Raw genomic sequence first — 18,065 nt, 5'->3', positions numbered from 1 at the left:
CGCGCATAATGACTCCATCGCTTCGAGATACTACTCAGCAGCGCAGAATACCGGCTGATCGAGTGGCTCGATGATCCCATCACCTTGAAAAGGAGCACATTATGTTGAACGTCCGTAAAAGCAATGAACGCGGTGGCGCAAGTTTTGGTTGGCTGAATTCGCAGCACACGTTCTCGTTCGGTCATTACCACGATCCGAAACACATGGGCTTCGGTCCGCTGCGCGTCATCAATGAAGACCATGTGCAGCCCGGCCGCGGCTTCGATTCGCACGGTCACCGCAATATGGAAATCATCTCGTACGTGCTCGAGGGCGCGCTGGAGCACAAGGACAGCATGGGCAACGGTTCGGTGCTGCGCTACGGCGACGTGCAGATCATGAGCGCCGGTTCGGGCGTCGTGCACAGCGAATTCAACGGCTCGAAAACCGAAGGCGTACACTTCCTGCAGATCTGGATCGAGCCGAACGTGACCGGCGCCGAGCCGCGCTACGAAGAAAAGCACTTCGACACGGCGTCGAAAACCGGCAAGTTGCGCGTGGTGGCGTCACCCGATGGCCGCGAAGGCTCGGTCTCCGTCCGTCAGGACGCCTCGATCTATGCCGGCATCTTCAACGGCGCCGATGGCGTGAGCCACGCGCTGGCAGCCGGTCGCCAGGCGTACGTGCACGTGATTCGTGGCCAGATCACCGTCAACGGCGTGGCATTGAGCGGCGGCGACGCGCTCAAGATCACCGGCGAAGACGCCGTGACCCTTGGCCAGGCCGAAGCGGCCGAAGTGCTGGTATTCGACCTGCCACAGTAAGGCATGTCTGCCGCCCCTGCAACGGGGGCGGCATCCGGCTCACACGGCCGGACAAGGATCAACGACCATGCGCGCGAACGGTGAACTTGTGCGCATTCTGTCGATCCACCATTTGAGCGCCGCGCCATCCTCGGTGCTGCGCCAGGCCAGGTAGAAGGTTTCATCGGGCTTGGGTTCCACCACGTTCTTTTCGACCAGCTGGCCGCGCGCGATGGCGGGCCTGGCCCAGGCCTGGGGCAGGAAGCCGAAGCCCAGGCCCTGCACCTGGAATTCGTACTTGGTGCGCATGTCGGGCACGGCCAGCGTGTCTTGCCCGAACAGGATGCCCACGGTGCGCGCGCCGAGCACGCGCGCCGAATCGGACACCGTGATCGCCCGGTACGGCAGCAGGTCGGCCTTGTCAAGCGGGTGTTTTACCCCCGCCAGCGGATGGTGCGGGGCGACGGCGAACACGAAGCTGCTGGCGCCGATCGGTTCGGCCGTGTAGCCGCCGCCCGATGGCCCGTCGCCGGCGGCGCCCACCAGCAGGTCGACGCGGCGGTCGAGCAGGGCGTCCCAGGTGCCGCCCAGCGACTCGCGCACGATGCGCAGGCGCGTGTGGTCGGCGACCTTGTAGAAGGCTTCGATATCGGGTTGCAGGCTGCCGGCGGCCAGCACCGAATCCATGCCGATGGCGAAGTCGGTTTCCCAGCCGGAGGCCACGCGCCGCACACGCGACTCGAGGTCGCCGGCGGCGCGCAGCAGGTAGCGGCCTTCTTTCAGCAGTTCGTGGCCGGCCGGCGTGAGCGTGACCCTGGGCCCGAAGCGGTCGAACAGGCGCACGCCCAGGTCGTCCTCGAGCTTGGAAACGGTGTACGAGATGGTCGACGGTACGCGAAAGAGTTCCTTGGCCGCGCCGGCGAACGAGCCGCGGCGGGCGATGGTGTCGATGATCTGGAGGGCGTCGAGGCTAAGTTTGAGCAAGTAGCAATCCTGGTGGGGCAAGGTCCAGCCATGGTAGCGGCAAGCTTCCCCGGCACCAAGCCCCCGGGCGCGAAAATAGCATTCTGATTCTATCGCCACTGCTGGCCGCTGGCGATACTTCGATGGGTCAGGCGCCGCTCCGGCGCCATCCGCATGAGGAGCAGTGCATGTACCTGATTTCACTGGGCGCCGGCATCCTGGCCGGCTTGCTGTATGGCCTGATCAATGTGCGCTCGCCGGCGCCGCCGGCCATCGCGCTGATCGGCTTGCTGGGCATGCTGGTCGGCGAGCAGATCGTGCCGGTCGCCAAGCGCCTGCTCGATGGCGCGCCGATTACCGCCAGCTGGTTCGCCAGCGAATGCAAGCCGAAGATCACGGGCGTTGCCGCCGTCAAGCCGGCCGGTGACGACACGCCGCAGGCCTGACCGATTTTTTTACCTGGCCGCGCCGTGGCCGATTTCTACCAAGGAGAACAATATGACCAATCCAAAACTCGACGTCCTGACCCCGCAAAATTCGCAGCTGATCTTCATCGATCATCAGCCGCAGATGGCCTTTGGCGTGCAGTCGATCGATCGCCAGACCCTGAAGAACAACGTCGTCGGCCTGGCCAAGGCAGCCAAGGTCTTCAATATCCCGACCACGATCACGACGGTGGAAACCGAATCGTTCTCGGGCCACACCTACCCGGAACTGCTGGATGTGTTCCCGGGCCAGGCCATCCTCGAGCGCACCTCGATGAATTCGTGGGATGACCAGAAGGTGCGTAATTCACTCAAAACCAATGGCCGCAAGAAGGTCATCGTCGCCGGCCTGTGGACCGAAGTGTGCAACACCACCTTCGCCCTGTGCGCGATGCTCGAAGGCGAGTACGAAATCTACATGGTCTCGGACGCCTCGGGCGGCACCAGCAAGGAAGCCCACGACATGGCGATGCTGCGCATGGTGCAGGCCGGCGTGGTGCCCGTGACCTGGCAGCAGGTGCTGCTCGAGTGGCAGCGCGACTGGGCGCACCGCGACACCTACAACGACGTCATGAAGATCGTCACCGAGCATTCGGGCGCCTACGGCATGGGCGTGGACTACGCCTACACGATGGTGCACAAGGCCCCGGCGCGCGCTGTCGGCACGCACGAAGTGCTGGCGCCGGTGTCGGCAACCTCGAAGGCGTAACGCCATGGTCGCCCCACGCGCTGCAACGCCGGCCCTCATCCTCATCAACGGCTGCTTCCATACCGTCGACCGTGAACAGCCGCAAGCCTCCGCCGTCGCCATCCGCGACGGGCGTTTCGTCGCCGTGGGCGACATCGACTACGTGATGCGCCAGCGCGAAGAAGGAAGCCAGGTGATCGACCTGAACGGCCGCACCGTGGTGCCGGGCCTGAACGATTCGCACCTGCACCTGATTCGCGGTGGCCTGAACTACAACCTGGAGTTGCGCTGGGAAGGCGTGCCGTCGCTGTTCGATGCGCTGCGCATGCTCAAGGAGCAGGCCGACCGCACGCCCAACCCGCAGTGGGTGCGCGTGGTGGGCGGCTGGACCGAATTCCAGTTTGCCGAGCGCCGCATGCCCACGCTCGACGAAATCAACGCTGCCGCACCCGACACGCCGGTGTTCATCCTGCACCAGTACGACCGCGCGCTGCTCAATCGCGCGGCCCTGCGCGCCGTCGGGTACACCAAGGACACGCCCAATCCGCCCGGCGGCGAGATCGTGCGCGACGGCGCCGGCAATCCGACCGGGATGCTGATTGCGCGCCCGAACGCGATGATCCTGTACGCCACGCTGGCCAAAGGCCCGAAGCTGCCGTACGACCTGCAAGTGAATTCCACCCGCCAGTTCATGCGCGAACTCAATCGCCTCGGCATCACGAGTGCGATCGACGCCGGCGGGGGTTTCCAGAATTATCCCGACGATTACGCCGTCATCGAGCAGCTCGATGCGGCCGAACAGCTCACGATCCGCATCGCCTACAACCTGTTCACGCAGAACAAGGGGCAGGAACTGGAAGACTTCCAGCGCTGGACCGATATGGTCACGCCGGGGCAGGGCAGCGACTACTACCGCCACAACGGCGCCGGCGAAATGCTGGTGTTTTCGGCGGCCGACTTCGAAGACTTTCTTGAGCCGCGGCCCGACCTGGATCCCGGCATGGAAGGCGAACTCGAACGCGTGGTGCGCCACCTGGTGGCGCAGCGCTGGCCGTTCCGTCTGCACGCGACCTATGACGAATCGATTTCGCGCATGCTCGACGTGTTCGAAAAAGTGAATCGCGACATCCCGTTCGACGGCCTGCACTGGATGTTCGACCATTGCGAGACGATCACCCAGCGTAACATCGACCGCGTCGCGGCGCTGGGCGGCGGCATCGCCATCCAGCACCGCATGGCGTTCCAGGGCGAGTATTTCGTCGACCGCTACGGCAGCGACGCAGCGCGTGCCACGCCGCCCATCAAGCAGATGCTGGAAACCGGCGTACCGGTCGGCGCCGGCACCGACGCTACCCGCGTGGCCAGCTACAACCCGTGGACGGCGCTGTACTGGCTCGTGACCGGTCGCACCGTCGGCGGCCTGGCCCTGTACGGCAGCGCCGGCCACCTGCCGCGCCAGGTCGCGCTGGAACTCTGGACCGCCGGCAGCGCGTGGTTCTCCAACGAGCAGGATGGCAAGGGGCGCATCAAGGAGGGCATGTTCGCCGACCTGGCGGTGCTGTCGAAAGACTTCTTCACCGTCGATGCCGAAGAGATCAAGGCCATCGAATCGGTGATGACGGTCGTCGGCGGGCGCATCGTGTACGGCGCGGCGGAATTTACCGATCTGGGCTTGCCGCCGATTCCCGTGCTGCCCGACTGGTCGCCCGTGACCAGGGTGCCGGGCCACTGGCGCAAAGCTGCGCCACAGCCGGCAGCGCAACTGGCGTTGCCGCACCAGTGCAGCGGGCCATGCGGCGTGCACGCGCACAGCCATGACAGGGCGCGCAAGTCCAGCATGCCGGTGTCGGACTACAGCGGCTTCTGGGGCGCGCTCGGTTGCAGCTGCTTCGCGTTCTGACGATGGGTACGCCGCTTCCCTCCCGCCTGCATGGCTTCAATATGGGCTTTTTCGCAGGTTACGTCGACACGCTCGGCTTCATCGCGCTGTTCGGGCTGTTCACCGCCCACGTCACCGGCAACTTCGTGCTGCTGGGCGCGTCGCTCGCGGATCCGGGACATATTCCGTCCCTGCTGAAGATCCTGGCGTTCCCGGCTTTCATCTTCGGCATCGCTTGCGCGCGCCTGCTCGTCGCGGCGTGCGAGCGGCGCGGCGCCGGGGCGCACCGGCCATCGTACCTGCTGCAACTGGCGCTGTTGACCGGCTTCATGGTGTGCGGTGTGCTGGCCGAACCGGTGGCGCGCGACATGTCGGCGCTGGCCATGGCGGCCGGGCTGTTTGGCGCGGCGGCCATGGGCGCGCACAGCGCCGCGAGCAAGCTGCTGCTGGCGCACCTGGCGCCCACGTCGATGATGACGGGCAACGTCACGCAACTGGTAATCGACACGGTCGACCGTCTGCGCGGCGCCGGCGACGCCGCCACTGCCGCCCGCTGCAGCAAGTTCTTCTGGCCGTTGTTCGGCTTCGCACTGGGCTGCGCCGGGGGCGCATGGCTGTACCTGGCGTTCGGCTTCGTCGCGCTGCTCGTGCCGCTGGCGCTACTGGTGCTGCACCTGTGCATGCCCTCGCTCGAGTCAGCTGCATGAGCGCGGCATGAATAAAACGCGGTTAGAGGCGTTCAGTGACGGCGTCATCGCGGTGATCCTCACCATCATGGTGCTCGAACTCAAGCCGCCGCATGGCACGACGCTGGCGGATGTTGGCGCCGTCGCGCCGGGCTGGCTGCGCTATGGGTTGAGCTTCGTGTACGTGGGGATCTACTGGGTGAACCACCACGCGCTGCTGGAGCGGGTCGAGCGCGTGGACTGGGCCGTGTTGTGGGCCAATCTGCACCTGCTGTTCTGGATGTCGCTGATCCCGTTCGTCACCGCCTGGGCCGGCGAGAACCCGATGGCCCCGGCGCCGGTCGCGCTGTACGGCGCGGTGCTGCTGCTGTGCTCGATCTCGTTCCTGCTGCTGTCGTGGCGGCTCGGCGCGCTCGAAGGCAAGAACCATGCGCATACCTGGCAGAACGGGAAGAACCAGTTGTCGGTGGGCCTGTACGCGCTCGCGATCGTGCTCTCGCTGTGGTATCCGCCCCTCGGGGCCGTGATCCATGTGGTGCTGGCCGTGCTGTGGCTGGTGCCGGAACGCACGCCAGCGCTCTACCCGTGACTGGACGCACTCGCGGGGCGCTGGCATCATGCGCAGTCGGCCCGACTACAAGAAGAGGACCTCCGTGCATCAACGAACCAATCCGATCACCATCCTGATCGCCGACGATCACCCGCTCATGCGCGAGGGGATCGCCGCCGTGATCGGGAGCCAGTCCGACATGCACGTGGTGGGCGAGGCGGCCGATGGCAACGAGGCCGTCGCGCTGTACCGCGCGCTGCGGCCTGACGTAACGCTGATCGACCTGCAGATGCCGCACCTGAACGGCATGGACGCCATCGCCACGATCCGCGCCGAATTTCCGCAGGCGTGCCTGGCGATCCTGACCACGTTCCGGGGCGATGCGCGCGCGATGCAGGCGATCAAGGGCGGGGCCCAGGGCTACCTGCTCAAGAGTTCGCTGCGCAAGGAACTGGTCGACGCGATCCGCGTACTGGCTGCCGGCCACCGGTATATTCCGGCCGAGATCGCGGGCGAGCTGGCGCGCCATCTCGGGCAGGAAACCTTGACCGTGCGCGAGCTGCAGGTGCTCGAGCTGACCGCGCGCGGCAACGGCAACAAGGAAATCGGCCGGCTGCTCACGCTGTCGGAAGACACGGTCAAGGGCCACCTGCGCAGCATCATGGAAAAGCTCGGCGCGAACAACCGCACGCATGCGGTGACAATCGGCATCGAGCGCGGTTTCCTCGAAATCTGAGTCGTGACGCCTGTTCGGTCAGGCATTCCGGCCCGGTCGGAGGCGCTCCATCGTGATTGCATGGTCCTGCCGCGCTTGCACTTATGCCGCGAGAGTGACTTTCGCACTCTGTGACAATGCGTGTAAATGCCATTGATTTTTCTCTGTATGGTCGTGCCGGTGACACCCGAGTTCTGAACAAAAACATTCTGCCTCTAGCATTCCTGCATCGAAAGGAAAACCAGTGCGCGCCAATGAACAGTATTCGATCCACCCGGCCATCGGTATCGGCCGCGTCGGCAACAGCCCCGATTCGTTTTACCTGGCGCCGGACACCACCGGCGGCCTGCCGTTCGAGCCGGACCAGGACGGCAATCCCCTTATGGTCGACCAGCGACCGGTGGGCGTCACCAGCTTCAAGGATGGCAGCGGCCGCGTGCGCCGCCAGGCGGCCCGGTTCCAGATATTCCGCAGCGTGCCCGGCCAGGCGCCAGTCGCGATCACGCTGGACGATCCGGCCATCGCCAGGATCGAATGGACCGTTCATGTCGCCAACAAGAAGGCTGCCTGGTGGAACTACATTCCGCTGCTGGGCGATCTGATGTTCGGTCCGTATAACAGTTATCAGACGTGGACCGACACACCATCGGCATGGGGTTTGTCGACGCGCTCGTGGACCAATCTGCGCAATGCCGTTGCCACCACGGATGCCGAGCGGCGCAAGCTGATCGTCGATCCTGGACCACGCACGCTGGACGCGGCGCTGCAACGCGCCCAGTTCGACCAGGCCAGCGCCGGCGACTATCCCTGGGTTTCGTTCCCGGGAGCCGTGACGCAGGGATTGCCGGTGCGTACGCTGGGCGAGATGCGTACTGACAGCCACGGCAACCTGCTGGTGATCGGCGCCTACGGGCGCGCCGGCGGCAACCAAAGCATCACCGGTTTCGGTGGCGGCGACACCTGGAACGATGACGTCGCCGACGGCCCCGTCGGCGCCATCATCCACTTCAACGACGGCAGCGCGCCGGTCGAACTCCAGGCCTGGGTGCTGATCGGCTCACCGAAGTTCGCGCCAGAACTGGTCAATATCTCGACCTGGGACGACGTCGTCGCCGACATGTCGATCAAGTTCAAGGGGGCGCTGCCCGACGCCTACGACAGCTTGAGGTGGGCCGATACCGACGGCTGGAACCCGGCGTATGTCGTCAATTTTGAGCAGGACATCCGGCCTTTCCTGGAGCGCATGGGCGATTACCAGTGGGTGGCCACGGTGCCTTCAATGACCGCGTTCATCCGTCCGTCATTCGATGTGGCCGATGCATCGGAGGACAATCGCGCCAATCGCGAGAACTTTTTCAGTTATTTCCGACGACCGTCGAAAATCAAGCTGGCGACCGAGCTGGAGCCACCGGGCTTTTCGGGCGGACAGGACAACCAGCTGTTCAGCGGCTACACGCCGGCGGAACCGGCAGCCGGGATCCCCCTGATGCCAGTCAACTCGGGCACCAACTCGGTCCGCAACAACATCATCAGCAAGTTCTCGGTGCTCACCGACACCCAGTTTTTCGCACTCCAGCAATGGTCAGCTGGCAAGTTCTCTTCAACGTCGCCCGGTCTGGCGCTTCCCGGCATTGCCCCGCTCGATCGCGCGGCCATCAGCAATTGTGTCGGTGAGCCGATGTGCCCGGGGATAGAAGTGACCTGGAGCGTGCGCAATCCCGCCATCTACGAACGCCCGTACGTGATCCGGCACCGGGCGCTCGCCAATTACCAGAAGAGCGGTCTCTCGCCGGGCCGCGACGAATGCGAACCGCTCGACTGGCGCGACCCGACGGTAGGCGGCGGCTGCGAGCCGGGCGACCTCACCAAGCGCATGGCGATTCCGTGGCAAGCCGACTTCTACGATTGCTCGGTGCAAATGATCAATTTTGACGATGTGAACCTGGTGAAAAATCCTGACACACTGATTCCAGTGGCGCCAACTTACTACGCCTACTGGTGGCCGCCGCAGAGCCCGTGGAACGTCATCAGCGGCGCCACCAGCAAAGCCGAGCAACTGCTGGCTGGCGTTCCAGCCGGCATGCAGGTGATGTACAGCCGTGGCATGAACAGTTTTTCGCAGATGATCAGTTCATGGCAATACCTGGGCTTCGTGGTCAACCAGAACAAGGATGCGCAATACGGCCGCCAATACCCGTACTTCGTCGAAAAGGAGCGTAACCATGACAAGTTCGTCGTGGCCAGTGTCGGCGTGGGCAATGCCAGCAGCTTCATCACCGGGGACGACTCGAACTATCTACCCGCCTGGTTCCTCAAGGACGAGGACCCGCCTGCGCCACGCGAGGCGAGTTCGGACGCGCTGCAGGGCGCTTCAAGCGGCGCGCAGGCCTCGCACCACGATGTGCCCAAGAAGATCGAGCCCGCTGGCCGGCGCCGTTTCTCGCACTGAGAGCCTGTCCCGGCAGGAGCGAGTTCTGCCTGCAGGGACAGGTTCGACAGTGGCGGCGTCCGAATACGACGTGGTGGTGATCGGCGGCGCCGCCGCCGGCACCGCCGCCGCACTCGCGCTGGCGCGCTATACCTGTTTGCGGGTGGCGCTAATCGAGCGGCGCCGGTTCGAGGACTTCCGGGCGGGAGAGTCGGTCTCGAGCTCGCTGCTGTCCCTGCTCGATTTTCTCGGTGTCAGCCGCGCTGCGGTGGCGGGCGCGCAATTGCCGACGTATTCGCATGCGGCCGCGTGGGGAAGCGACGCGCTGGTGATGCGCAACACCATCTTCAGCAGCCAGGGTGACGCCTTGCAGCTCGATCGCAGGCAGTACGACTCGATCCTGCTCGAACAGGTGGCCGGTGCCGGCGTGGCGCTGTACCGGCCCGCCGACATCGTGCAGATCGCGCACGAACCGGATGGCCTACCGTGGCGCCTGCGCCTGGCGCTTGACGGCAGCGAGTGCGACATCGGGGCGCGCTACCTGATCGATTGCAGCGGGAAGAGTGCGCTGATAGTGAAGAAGCAGGGCCGTGCGATGCATAGCGAGGACGCGCTGGTGGCGTTGTATGGGTACTATGACCTGGGTGCAGGCACCGACTTGCCGCAGCAGACCCTGGTGGAAACCACCGAGCATGGCTGGTACTACGTCTCGCCACTGCCGGGCAAGCTGGTCGCGGTTGCGTTCATCACGGATGCCGATATTCTCAAGCGCCTTGACCTCAACCTGGACGCCAATTGGCGCGCGCTGGCTTCGGGAACTGTCCACGTGCGCAAGATCATGGCGCAACTCCCGGCCGTGGCCGCCATGCGCCATTATGCGATCCACAGTCGCGTGGCATCGCTGCCGGACAACGCGAACTGGACCGCCGCCGGCGACGCGGCAATGTGCTTCGATCCGATGGCGGCGATGGGCATCGGCCACGCCGTCAGTTCAGGGATCCACGCCGCGCGCGTGGCCGAAGCCTGCCTGCTCGGCGACGCCGGCATGGCCCGCCGTTACCACCGCACATTGTTCGACAGCTTCGCAGCGTATCTGAACATGCGGCGCAACTACTACGCCGCAGAGCAGCGCTGGCCGCAGGCGCCGTTCTGGCAACGGCGGGGCCGTCCCTGATTTGAGCGGGCTGCGCATTCGCCGCTCAGTGAGCACCTCAGTGACCATATCAGTGACGAGATCGACGCGACCGCTATGGTGCGCGCTCGCGGACTAGCGAACGAGCGTGCCCCCCACTTTCGTGGGGGGTGACGTCGCCCCGATCTTGTCTGTGCAGCTACGGCGATGCACTGCAACATTCCCCGGTTCGCCTTTGTGCGCCAATCTGGAGAACAGCATGCACACAGCCTTGACCCCGCTGACCCCGCCTTCCGTCGTGCCCACCGGTCGCCGCGCCGCCCACGGCGGCCTGCCGCGCTGGCAAATCCAGCGCGTCACCGACTATATCGACGCCAACCTTGGCGCCACGCTGCGCACCGAACGCCTGGCCGCCACCCTGGGCTTGAGCGTGAGCCATTTCACGCGCGCCTTCAAGCACAGCGTCGGCGTGCCGCCGCGCGTGTATGTGATCCGGCGCCGGCTGGCCGCCGCCTGCGAGGCGATGGCCACGTCCAGCACGCCCTTGACCACCATCGCCCACGCGCACGGTTTCTGCGACCAGTCGCATTTCACCCGCACGTTCCACGATGTCTTCAAGCTGTCACCGCACGTCTGGCGCTGCCGTCATGCGTGCGCAGCGGAACAGATGTCTTTTATGAAAGTTGGTATCGTAGAGGCTGTCTAATGATATGGAGTGCCTCCCGTGTTCGAGTTCATCACCGAGTTCATGCAAAAGAGTGGTTATTTCGGCGTCTTCGCGCTGATGGCGCTGGAAAACATCTTTCCGCCGATTCCGTCCGAGCTGATCATGCCGTTCGCCGGTTTCGTTGCCGCGCGCGGGGACCTCAACGTGGTCGGCGTGCTGCTGGCCGGCACTGCCGGTTCGGTGGCCGGCGCGCTGCCGTGGTATTACGCGGGCAAGGTGTATGGCAAGGAGCGGCTCGAAGCATTCGCCGACAAGCACGCCCGCTGGATGACGGTGACGCACGGCGACATCGAGCATGCAATGGAGACCTTTGAAAAGCATGGCAAGAAGGTGGTGCTGCTGGGCCGGTTGATCCCGGCGATCCGTACCCTGATCTCGGTACCGGCCGGGCTGGCCAAAATGTCGATGGGGCAGTTCTTGCTGTATTCGACGATCGGTTCACTGATCTGGACCGGCATCCTGACCGGCGCCGGTTACGCGCTCGAGAGCCAGTACGAGCGCGTGGCGCAGTACGTCGACCCGGTGTCGAAGGCCATCCTGATCGGCCTGCTGGGCTGGTATCTGTATCGCGTCGTCACGTTCAAGTCGGGCGGCAAGGCCTGAGAGAGCGCGAATAACCTGACAGAACCGACAGGTTGTCCCTGCTGCGCTGCACGCTTACACTGACCGTGCGGCGACGGCCTCTGCAGCGCATGGCCAGAAGCGTTGCCCGATCGAGATGTCCGCCAATCGTTGGTCGATCACCGGGGGCATCGCATGAACGCAACAAGGCACGACGCGCAAGCCTTGCTCGACCGACTGGGCCCGGTCGCCGGCAAGCTGGGGCAACTGATCGATGGTGCGACATCCCCGGGGCCCTGCAGCGGCGCGTCCGGCCTGGAAGTCATCGCGCTTTACCTGGCTGAACTGGAACTGCCGCGCTGCGCTCTGCCCGGCACGCCGGATTTGCCCGGTGTTGAACAAATGCGGGCAGGCCTGGCCCACATGCGCGCCATGCAGACATCGCTTGAAAGCGAGCTCAAGAGTGCCGCGTTGCTGTATGAACGCCGCCGGCTAGGCTGCAGGGCCATGCGGTGCCAGCTGCTCGCGCTGAGGGCGCATGCACTATCGCACCTGCTCGCTGCGATCGCCAGTGAACATCAGCGCCTGTCGGATCCGCGCATCCCCGAAGGGCAACGTCAGCCATGGCGCCACGCGTTGCCGATGCTGTTGCAGTGCTACACCAAATTGCATGGTGGCGTGATGCGCGCCCACCTGCGGCAACGCATCCTGTTCGCCACCAGCTTGCTGCGCAGCGAGCGGGACGCCGGCTCGTCCCTGTTGACCCGGATGCGACTCGCGCGGCAACGCAAGGCCATGCTCGACCCGTGGCGCCAGCGAAGCCAGGCATTGGCTGCCGAGTCGCGCACGTCCAGGAACCTGAATCGAACCCTGACGAATCTCGACGACGTCGTGATCGGCCTGGTCGAGCACACGCTGGACCTCGCCGTGCAGGCGGCGCGGCGTGCGTCGGTGCTGACATAAAATCTGGCAAAGCCGGTGGCAAGGGCAAGCACAACCCCTCGCCAGCGGCACGGTACCGTCCGGGTGTTCAGGCGCCGACGCGCCACCACACCTGGTTGCGGCCAGCCTGCTTGGCGCGATACAGCTGGGCGTCGGCTGCTTCGAACAATTCGAACTGCGCTTCGGCGCCGGTCGGGTCGAACGTGGCGCCGCCGACGCTGACAGTGAGCATCGGCGCGACATTCGATGCTTCGTGCGGGATCCCCAGCCCGGCGATGGCGTCGCGCAGCGCCTCGGCCACCGCGTGCGCGGCCTGGGCATCGGTTTCGGGCATCAACAGCAGCAGCTCTTCGCCACCGTAGCGCGCGGCCAGCTCGCCAGGCCGGCGCATGGCCGCGCCGGCCGCGCGCGCCACCGAGCGCAGGGCGCGGTCGCCGGCCGGATGGCCATAGCGGTCGTTGAACTGCTTGAAGGCGTCGATGTCGAGCAGGGCCAGCGACAACGGCTGGCCGCTCTGGCGGGCGCGCTGCCATTCCTGGTCGTACACTTCGTCGAAGCGGCGCCGGTTGGCCAGCTCGGTCAGGCCGTCGATATTCGCCAGGCGTTCGAGCATGCGGCGCTGGCGCACGACCTGCAGGTGCAGCGCCACGCGCGCCATCACCACCGTCTGGTTGAATGGCTTGACGATGTAGTCGGATGCGCCCATCTTGAGGCCATTGGCCTCGTCCTCGGGCCGGTCCAGGCCCGAAATGAAGATGATCGCGATATGCGCCGTCTGTGCGTCGGCGCGCAGCCGGCGCAGCACTTCGTAGCCGTCCATGTCCGGCATCATCACGTCGAGCAGGATCAGGTCGGGCAGGTGGCGCGCGGCGCGCTCGAGGGTCTGGGCGCCGTTGCGGGCCAGCAGCACCGTGTATTCGGGCTTGAGCAGTTCGCCCAGCACTTCGCGGTTGATGGCGTCGTCGTCGGCTACCAGGACTTTCTGCGACTGAACTATATTCATTGACTCCCTTCCAGACTCAGATCGAGCTGCGCGCCCAGGACGGCAAGTGGCTCCAGCGCCGCGGCATACTCGATCTCGGCGACGGCGCGCCGCACGGCGCCCAGCGCAGCTTCCACCGCATCGACGTGCGCCCCGGCGCCCAGCAGCAACTCTAACTGCGCAAGCGCATCCTCGGCGCGCGCATCGTCAGTACGCAGATAGCCTTCCAGGCGTGCGATCACCAGGGCCAGCGTTTCCGGGTCGACCGCTTTCGGCAACGCCAGCGCCGCCATCTGGGCCAGGCCCGAGAGCACCGTTTCGGAAGCGCTCACCAGGGCTGGCACCTGGATGCCGACGCGCTCGAACTGGCCGGCGCGCAGGTCTTGTTCCAGGCGTGCGGCGGCGCTGCTCAGCTCGAACGCGCCCACGTACGCGGCGCTCGACTTGAGGTTGTGCGCCAGCGCTTGCAGGCGCGGGTGGTCGCCCGCCTGCAGCGCCTCGCGCAAAATACTTGGCGCACCCGCGTATTCGCGCACGAAGCTGCCGGCGCGCTTTTCCAGGCGGCTGCGCTGGCCGTCGACGTTTTCCAGCGCCATGCGCCAGTCGATGCCCGGCACGGCCGGCAGCGGGCCGCCGGCCGTACGCCCGATCGCGCTCGGGGCGGGCCGGATGGCCGCCGGCACCGGCCGGCCCTTCAGGCGCGCCGGATCGATCCACTTGAGCAGCGTGCAAAACAGCAGGTCGGGATCGATCGGCTTGGTGACGTGGTCGTTCATGCCGGCCAGGCGGCTCAGGGCGCGGTCGCTGGCCAGCGCGTGCGCCGTCATGGCCACGACCGGCAATTCGCGCAGGCGCGGGTCAAGCCGGATCTCGCGCGTTGCCGTCAAGCCGTCCATCTCGGGCATCTGGATGTCCATCAGCACCAGGTCGTAGTCGCCCGCCAGGGCCATGCGCACCGCCTCGACGCCGTTGAAGGCGACGTCGACTTGCATGCGCGCTGCGGCCATGAAGTCGAGGGCCACCTCGCGGTTATTGTCATTGTCTTCGGCCAGCAGGATGCGCGCGCCGTCCAGGCGCGGCAGGTCGGCCAGGGCCGGCAGATAGTTGTCGATCGTTTCGATGGGGCCAAGCTGCGGATGGAGCACCTGCAGCAGGCTGTGATACAGCAGCGCCGGGCCGACCGGCTTGTGCAGGAACGCGTCGATCGGCAGCTCGCCCTGGCCTTGCTCTTCCATGACGGTCTCGCGCGTGCAGGCCGAGATCATCAGGATCGCCGGCGGGGGTGTCGGGTGGCCCTGTTCGCGTGCATGCTGGCGGATGCGGTTGATGGTCTGCATGCCATCCATTCCCGGCATCAGATAATCCATCAGCACGATCTGGTACGGTTTTTCATCGTGCACCGCCTGGGCCAGCAGCGACAGGCATTCTTCGCCCGAGGCCGCGGTGTCGGCGTGCACGCCCAGCCCGCCGAGCATCTCGGCCAGCGCGCCGCGCGCGGTGGCGCTGTCGTCGACCACCAGCGCGCGCACGTCCAGCAAGAGCGCCTTGCGCACGGCGCTGGCGGTGGCGTGGCCTTCGGCGACGCCCAGTTGCACGGTGAAGGTAAAGCTGCTGCCGACGCCAGGGGTGCTGCGCGCTGAAATCTCGCCGCCCATCAGTTCGACCAGCTGGCGCGAGATCGACAGGCCCAGGCCGGTGCCGCCATACTTGCGGGTGGTCGAGCTGTCGGCCTGGCTGAACGAGACGAACAGGCGCGAGAGTTGCTCGGGCGTCATGCCGATGCCGGTGTCGCTGACGCTGAAGGCGAGCAGGATCTTGCCGTCTTCGCTGTGCTGCGCTTCGACGGCCACGACGATCTCGCCGCGCTCGGTGAACTTGACGGCGTTGCCGGTCAGGTTGATCAGGATCTGGCCCAGGCGCAGCGGGTCGCCGATCAGGCGTTGTGGCACGCCGGGCCCGACCCGGAAGATCAGTTCGATGCCCTTGGCGTCGGTCTTCACGCCGGTCAGGCTCGACAGGTGCTCGAGCATTTCGTCGAGGTCGAACGGCACCGCTTCCACCTGCAGCTTGCCCGCTTCGATGCGCGAGAAGTCGAGGATATCGTTGATGATGCCCATCAGGTGTTCGCTCGCGCCGAGGATCTTGCTCAGGTAGTTGCGCAGCGTGGGCGCCGGCTCGCTCATCAGGGCCAGGCGACTCATGCCGATGATGGCGTTCATCGGGGTGCGGATCTCGTGGCTCATATTGGCCAAGAATTCCGACTTCATGCGGGTGCTGGCTTCGGCGCGCAGCATCGCCTTCTGCATCGCCTCGGTACGCAGCGCCAGGATGCGCATGAACACGAGCATGTCGAAGGTGCTGCCGAAAACCAGCGCGTGCATGGTCCAGAAGTTCGCCGGCAGCTTGCCGTTGATGAGCTGCGCAGTGGTAAACGCGGCCGCGAACGCCACCGCCCAGCCGAGCAGGAAATAGATGCCGACGGCGTCGCCGGCACGGGCGCGGCGATAGGCGCCGGGCAGGCCGAGCAGCATCGGCATGATGCCGAGCGTGCCGACGATCAGGACCAGGTATTTGTGGTTGATGACGCCGGCGGCGAACCCGATCGCGGTGACCAGGCACAGCGCGGCAAGGGTCTTCATCAGGCGGCTGAAGATACGGTCCCGGCCGGGCCGCGCGAGCGACTGTTCGACAAACAGGTAGGCGCCGCACGACGCCATGATCGAGAACAGGCCGGCCCCGTGTTCGAGCAGCCATGCGTTGCCGGGATACAAATACTGGCCGGCGGTGCCGAACCAGGCGGCCGAGTACAGCGTGACGCCGGTGGCCTGCAGCGCGTACTTGCCGAACAGGGGCTCGCGCAGGGTGTACCACTGGCCCAGCGCGTACAGGATCAGCGTGAAGCGCAGCCCCAGCAGCAGGCCTTGCAGCAGCTGTTCGTCCAGCTCGGCCGACAGCACGGCGTCGGGCTGCATGAAGCTGATCGGCAGGATCTTCGGGCCGACGGTCTTCACGCGCAGCAGCACGGTGTACGCCGTGCCGGGGACCAGGCGCAGCACCACGCCGGGCACCCGGCCCTTGAGGGCGCCGCCCGACTGCTGCTGCATGCGGCCGACGCTCGCGACCTTGCGCAAGCCGTCCGGATATCGTACCCAAACGTCCAGCTCGTCGAGCAGCGCGAAATCGATCTGCATCACCCAGCCATTGGTGGCGTTGCCGGCCACCGCGATCGGCATCCGGACCCAGGTCGCACCTGGCTGCATGCCCATGCTGGCGTCGGCGGTGGTCGGCCGCACGAAGCGCTCGCCGGCGGCCAGCGCGGCGGTGGCGTCGAGCCGCTCGCCGGGGTCGGCCAGGATCGTCACGGCCGGCCAGGCGTCGACGGTGCTGGCGTCGCGCGTGAGTTGCAAGGTCTGGGCCTGGGCCGGCAGTACGGCCAGCCAGGCCAGAACCAACAGCGCCAGGAGGCGCACGTGGAACATGAACGATAAGTAGGCTGGACTCGTGCGGAGTAGCGCACGGCGCCCGGACGCGCCGTGAAGCATTGCGTGACTCATGCTGCTGCCCTGACGGTTGCGCCCGGGGCGAGCTGCCAGCGGTACAGGCCGCAGGCGGCGCAGAACAGCGGCATGCCCATCACGAACAGGGCGATGGTGCGGGTCTCGACCGGCACGCCCTGGGTCACCTCGAACACCATCAGGGCGCCGTACAGGCCGAGCGGAACCAGGATGTCGCGCACGCGCGGCGCCGGCGCTGCCGGTGTCACCCCCTGCGCGCGGCGCAAGGTCAGGCGAAACGCCAGCACGATGGCGAATGCCACCAGCATCCAGCCGAAAAAGCCCTGCAACGTCTCGCCGAACCACCAGCCATCCTTCTCCATCATGATCCAGGCCTTGAGCTTGTAGACCATATACGGGTCCACACCCAGGTCATAGGCGGTGACGATCAGCGCGGCGAGCACGGCCATGACGACGCTGCGCCGGATCGACGTGGCGCCGTCGGCGGGGATTTGCCAGACGATCAGGTTGGCCATCACGTAACCGGTGTACGACAGTGCAAACCACATGAGCGGGATGACGAGCGGTACGCTGCCCAATTGCGGGCCAAGGACCGGCGTGTAATCGTAACTACCGAAGAACCAGCCATAGTTCGCGCCCATTTCTTCGGCGAACCAGCCGACCGGCAGCGCGATCAGCACCAGGTGCAGCGCCGGTCGGGGCCCGAGCACGCGTGCTGCGCTGGCGCAGCACGCCAGGAACATCAGCACTGAACTGATCACGAGCAACTGTGTCTCGGCGTTCCAGCCGCGCAGCAGCAACGCCAGCAGGGCGGCTGCGCCGAGGCCTGCAGCGAGGCGCGACAGGGCAGTTGGCGTGAGCGTCATCTTCTGGTTCCTTGGTGCGTGGCGCGAGATTTTGTGAGTGGTAATGTCCGGCGCAGATGCTGGCCGGCAGCTGGGTGCTGCAGTGTTGCCAGTCTAGCAGGTAGTCCCTATGTGCAACAGGGTCATGATGCTTCTTTGTAACACTTTTGTATGCACGAAGTATT

The 18,065-nt window shown here is 65.7% G+C and carries 16 protein-coding genes; 12 read left to right on the top strand and 4 right to left on the bottom strand.

Annotated features, from left to right (window positions below):
- Positions 1–101 precede the first annotated feature (101 nt).
- Positions 102–803: a pirin family protein gene (locus tag AB2N08_RS02225; protein ID WP_367608971.1), complete on the top strand. Its 702-nt coding sequence runs from the start codon at positions 102–104 to the stop codon at positions 801–803.
- A 39-nt stretch (positions 804–842) separates the two neighbouring features.
- On the opposite strand, the gene AB2N08_RS02220 is transcribed toward AB2N08_RS02225, so the two are convergent.
- Positions 843–1,766 carry a LysR substrate-binding domain-containing protein gene (locus AB2N08_RS02220; RefSeq protein WP_367608970.1) on the bottom strand — a complete coding sequence of 308 codons (924 nt, stop codon included), beginning with the start codon at positions 1,764–1,766 and terminating at the stop codon, positions 843–845.
- Positions 1,767–1,933: 167 nt separating this feature from the next.
- Between AB2N08_RS02220 and AB2N08_RS02215 the strand changes: the two genes are divergently transcribed.
- From AB2N08_RS02215 to AB2N08_RS02165, 11 genes are all read left to right on the top strand, one after another.
- Entirely contained in the window at positions 1,934–2,191 is a 258-nt protein-coding gene (locus tag AB2N08_RS02215; RefSeq protein WP_367608969.1) for a XapX domain-containing protein, read from the top strand.
- Between the two features lie 52 nt (positions 2,192–2,243).
- Positions 2,244–2,939: a hydrolase gene (locus AB2N08_RS02210; RefSeq protein WP_367608968.1), complete on the top strand. Its 696-nt coding sequence runs from the start codon at positions 2,244–2,246 to the stop codon at positions 2,937–2,939.
- 4 nt (positions 2,940–2,943) lie between these two features.
- A complete protein-coding gene (locus AB2N08_RS02205) occupies positions 2,944–4,818 on the top strand; it encodes an amidohydrolase (RefSeq protein WP_367608967.1) in 1,875 nt (624 codons plus the stop codon).
- A gap of 41 nt (positions 4,819–4,859) precedes the next feature.
- Positions 4,860–5,504, top strand: coding sequence for a YoaK family protein (locus AB2N08_RS02200; RefSeq protein ID WP_367608966.1), 645 nt, complete (start codon positions 4,860–4,862; stop codon positions 5,502–5,504).
- A gap of 7 nt (positions 5,505–5,511) precedes the next feature.
- Entirely contained in the window at positions 5,512–6,072 is a 561-nt protein-coding gene (locus tag AB2N08_RS02195) for a TMEM175 family protein (RefSeq protein ID WP_367608965.1), read from the top strand.
- Positions 6,073–6,136: 64 nt separating this feature from the next.
- Complete coding sequence (locus tag AB2N08_RS02190; protein ID WP_367608964.1) at positions 6,137–6,769, top strand: response regulator; 633 nt, start codon at positions 6,137–6,139, stop codon at positions 6,767–6,769.
- A gap of 223 nt (positions 6,770–6,992) precedes the next feature.
- The gene (gene lodA, locus AB2N08_RS02185; RefSeq protein ID WP_367608963.1) at positions 6,993–9,197 is read left to right on the top strand and encodes a CTQ-dependent lysine 6-oxidase LodA; all 2,205 of its coding nucleotides are present in this window, start codon (positions 6,993–6,995) and stop codon (positions 9,195–9,197) included.
- 49 nt (positions 9,198–9,246) lie between these two features.
- A complete protein-coding gene (locus AB2N08_RS02180; RefSeq protein WP_367608962.1) occupies positions 9,247–10,350 on the top strand; it encodes an FAD-dependent monooxygenase in 1,104 nt (367 codons plus the stop codon).
- Between the two features lie 217 nt (positions 10,351–10,567).
- Entirely contained in the window at positions 10,568–11,014 is a 447-nt protein-coding gene (locus AB2N08_RS02175) for a helix-turn-helix domain-containing protein (RefSeq protein ID WP_367608961.1), read from the top strand.
- An 18-nt stretch (positions 11,015–11,032) separates the two neighbouring features.
- Positions 11,033–11,638, top strand: a complete 606-nt coding sequence (locus tag AB2N08_RS02170) for a DedA family protein (RefSeq protein WP_367608960.1) — start codon at positions 11,033–11,035, stop codon at positions 11,636–11,638.
- A gap of 153 nt (positions 11,639–11,791) precedes the next feature.
- Complete coding sequence (locus AB2N08_RS02165) at positions 11,792–12,559, top strand: hypothetical protein (RefSeq protein ID WP_367608959.1); 768 nt, start codon at positions 11,792–11,794, stop codon at positions 12,557–12,559.
- A 67-nt stretch (positions 12,560–12,626) separates the two neighbouring features.
- On the opposite strand, the gene AB2N08_RS02160 is transcribed toward AB2N08_RS02165, so the two are convergent.
- The 3 genes from AB2N08_RS02160 to AB2N08_RS02150 are packed head-to-tail and all read right to left on the bottom strand — an operon-like array spanning position 12,627 to position 17,901.
- On the bottom strand, positions 12,627–13,541 hold the full coding sequence (locus AB2N08_RS02160; RefSeq protein ID WP_367608958.1) for a diguanylate cyclase domain-containing protein: 915 nt from the start codon (positions 13,539–13,541) through the stop codon (positions 12,627–12,629).
- Complete coding sequence (locus AB2N08_RS02155) at positions 13,538–17,074, bottom strand: hybrid sensor histidine kinase/response regulator (protein ID WP_367608957.1); 3,537 nt, start codon at positions 17,072–17,074, stop codon at positions 13,538–13,540. Before AB2N08_RS02155 ends, AB2N08_RS02160 begins: the two co-directional genes overlap by 4 nt.
- Complete coding sequence (locus tag AB2N08_RS02150) at positions 17,071–17,901, bottom strand: carotenoid biosynthesis protein (protein ID WP_367608956.1); 831 nt, start codon at positions 17,899–17,901, stop codon at positions 17,071–17,073. Before AB2N08_RS02150 ends, AB2N08_RS02155 begins: the two co-directional genes overlap by 4 nt.
- Between the last annotated feature and the right edge of the window lie 164 nt (positions 17,902–18,065).

The sequence above is a fragment of the Massilia aurea genome, assembly GCF_040790145.1.
GTDB classification, from domain to species: Bacteria; Pseudomonadota; Gammaproteobacteria; order Burkholderiales; family Burkholderiaceae_D; genus Telluria; species Telluria aurea_C.
The sequence above is the reverse complement of the archived record's forward strand: the minus strand, read 5'-3'. Positions and strand labels throughout refer to the sequence as shown.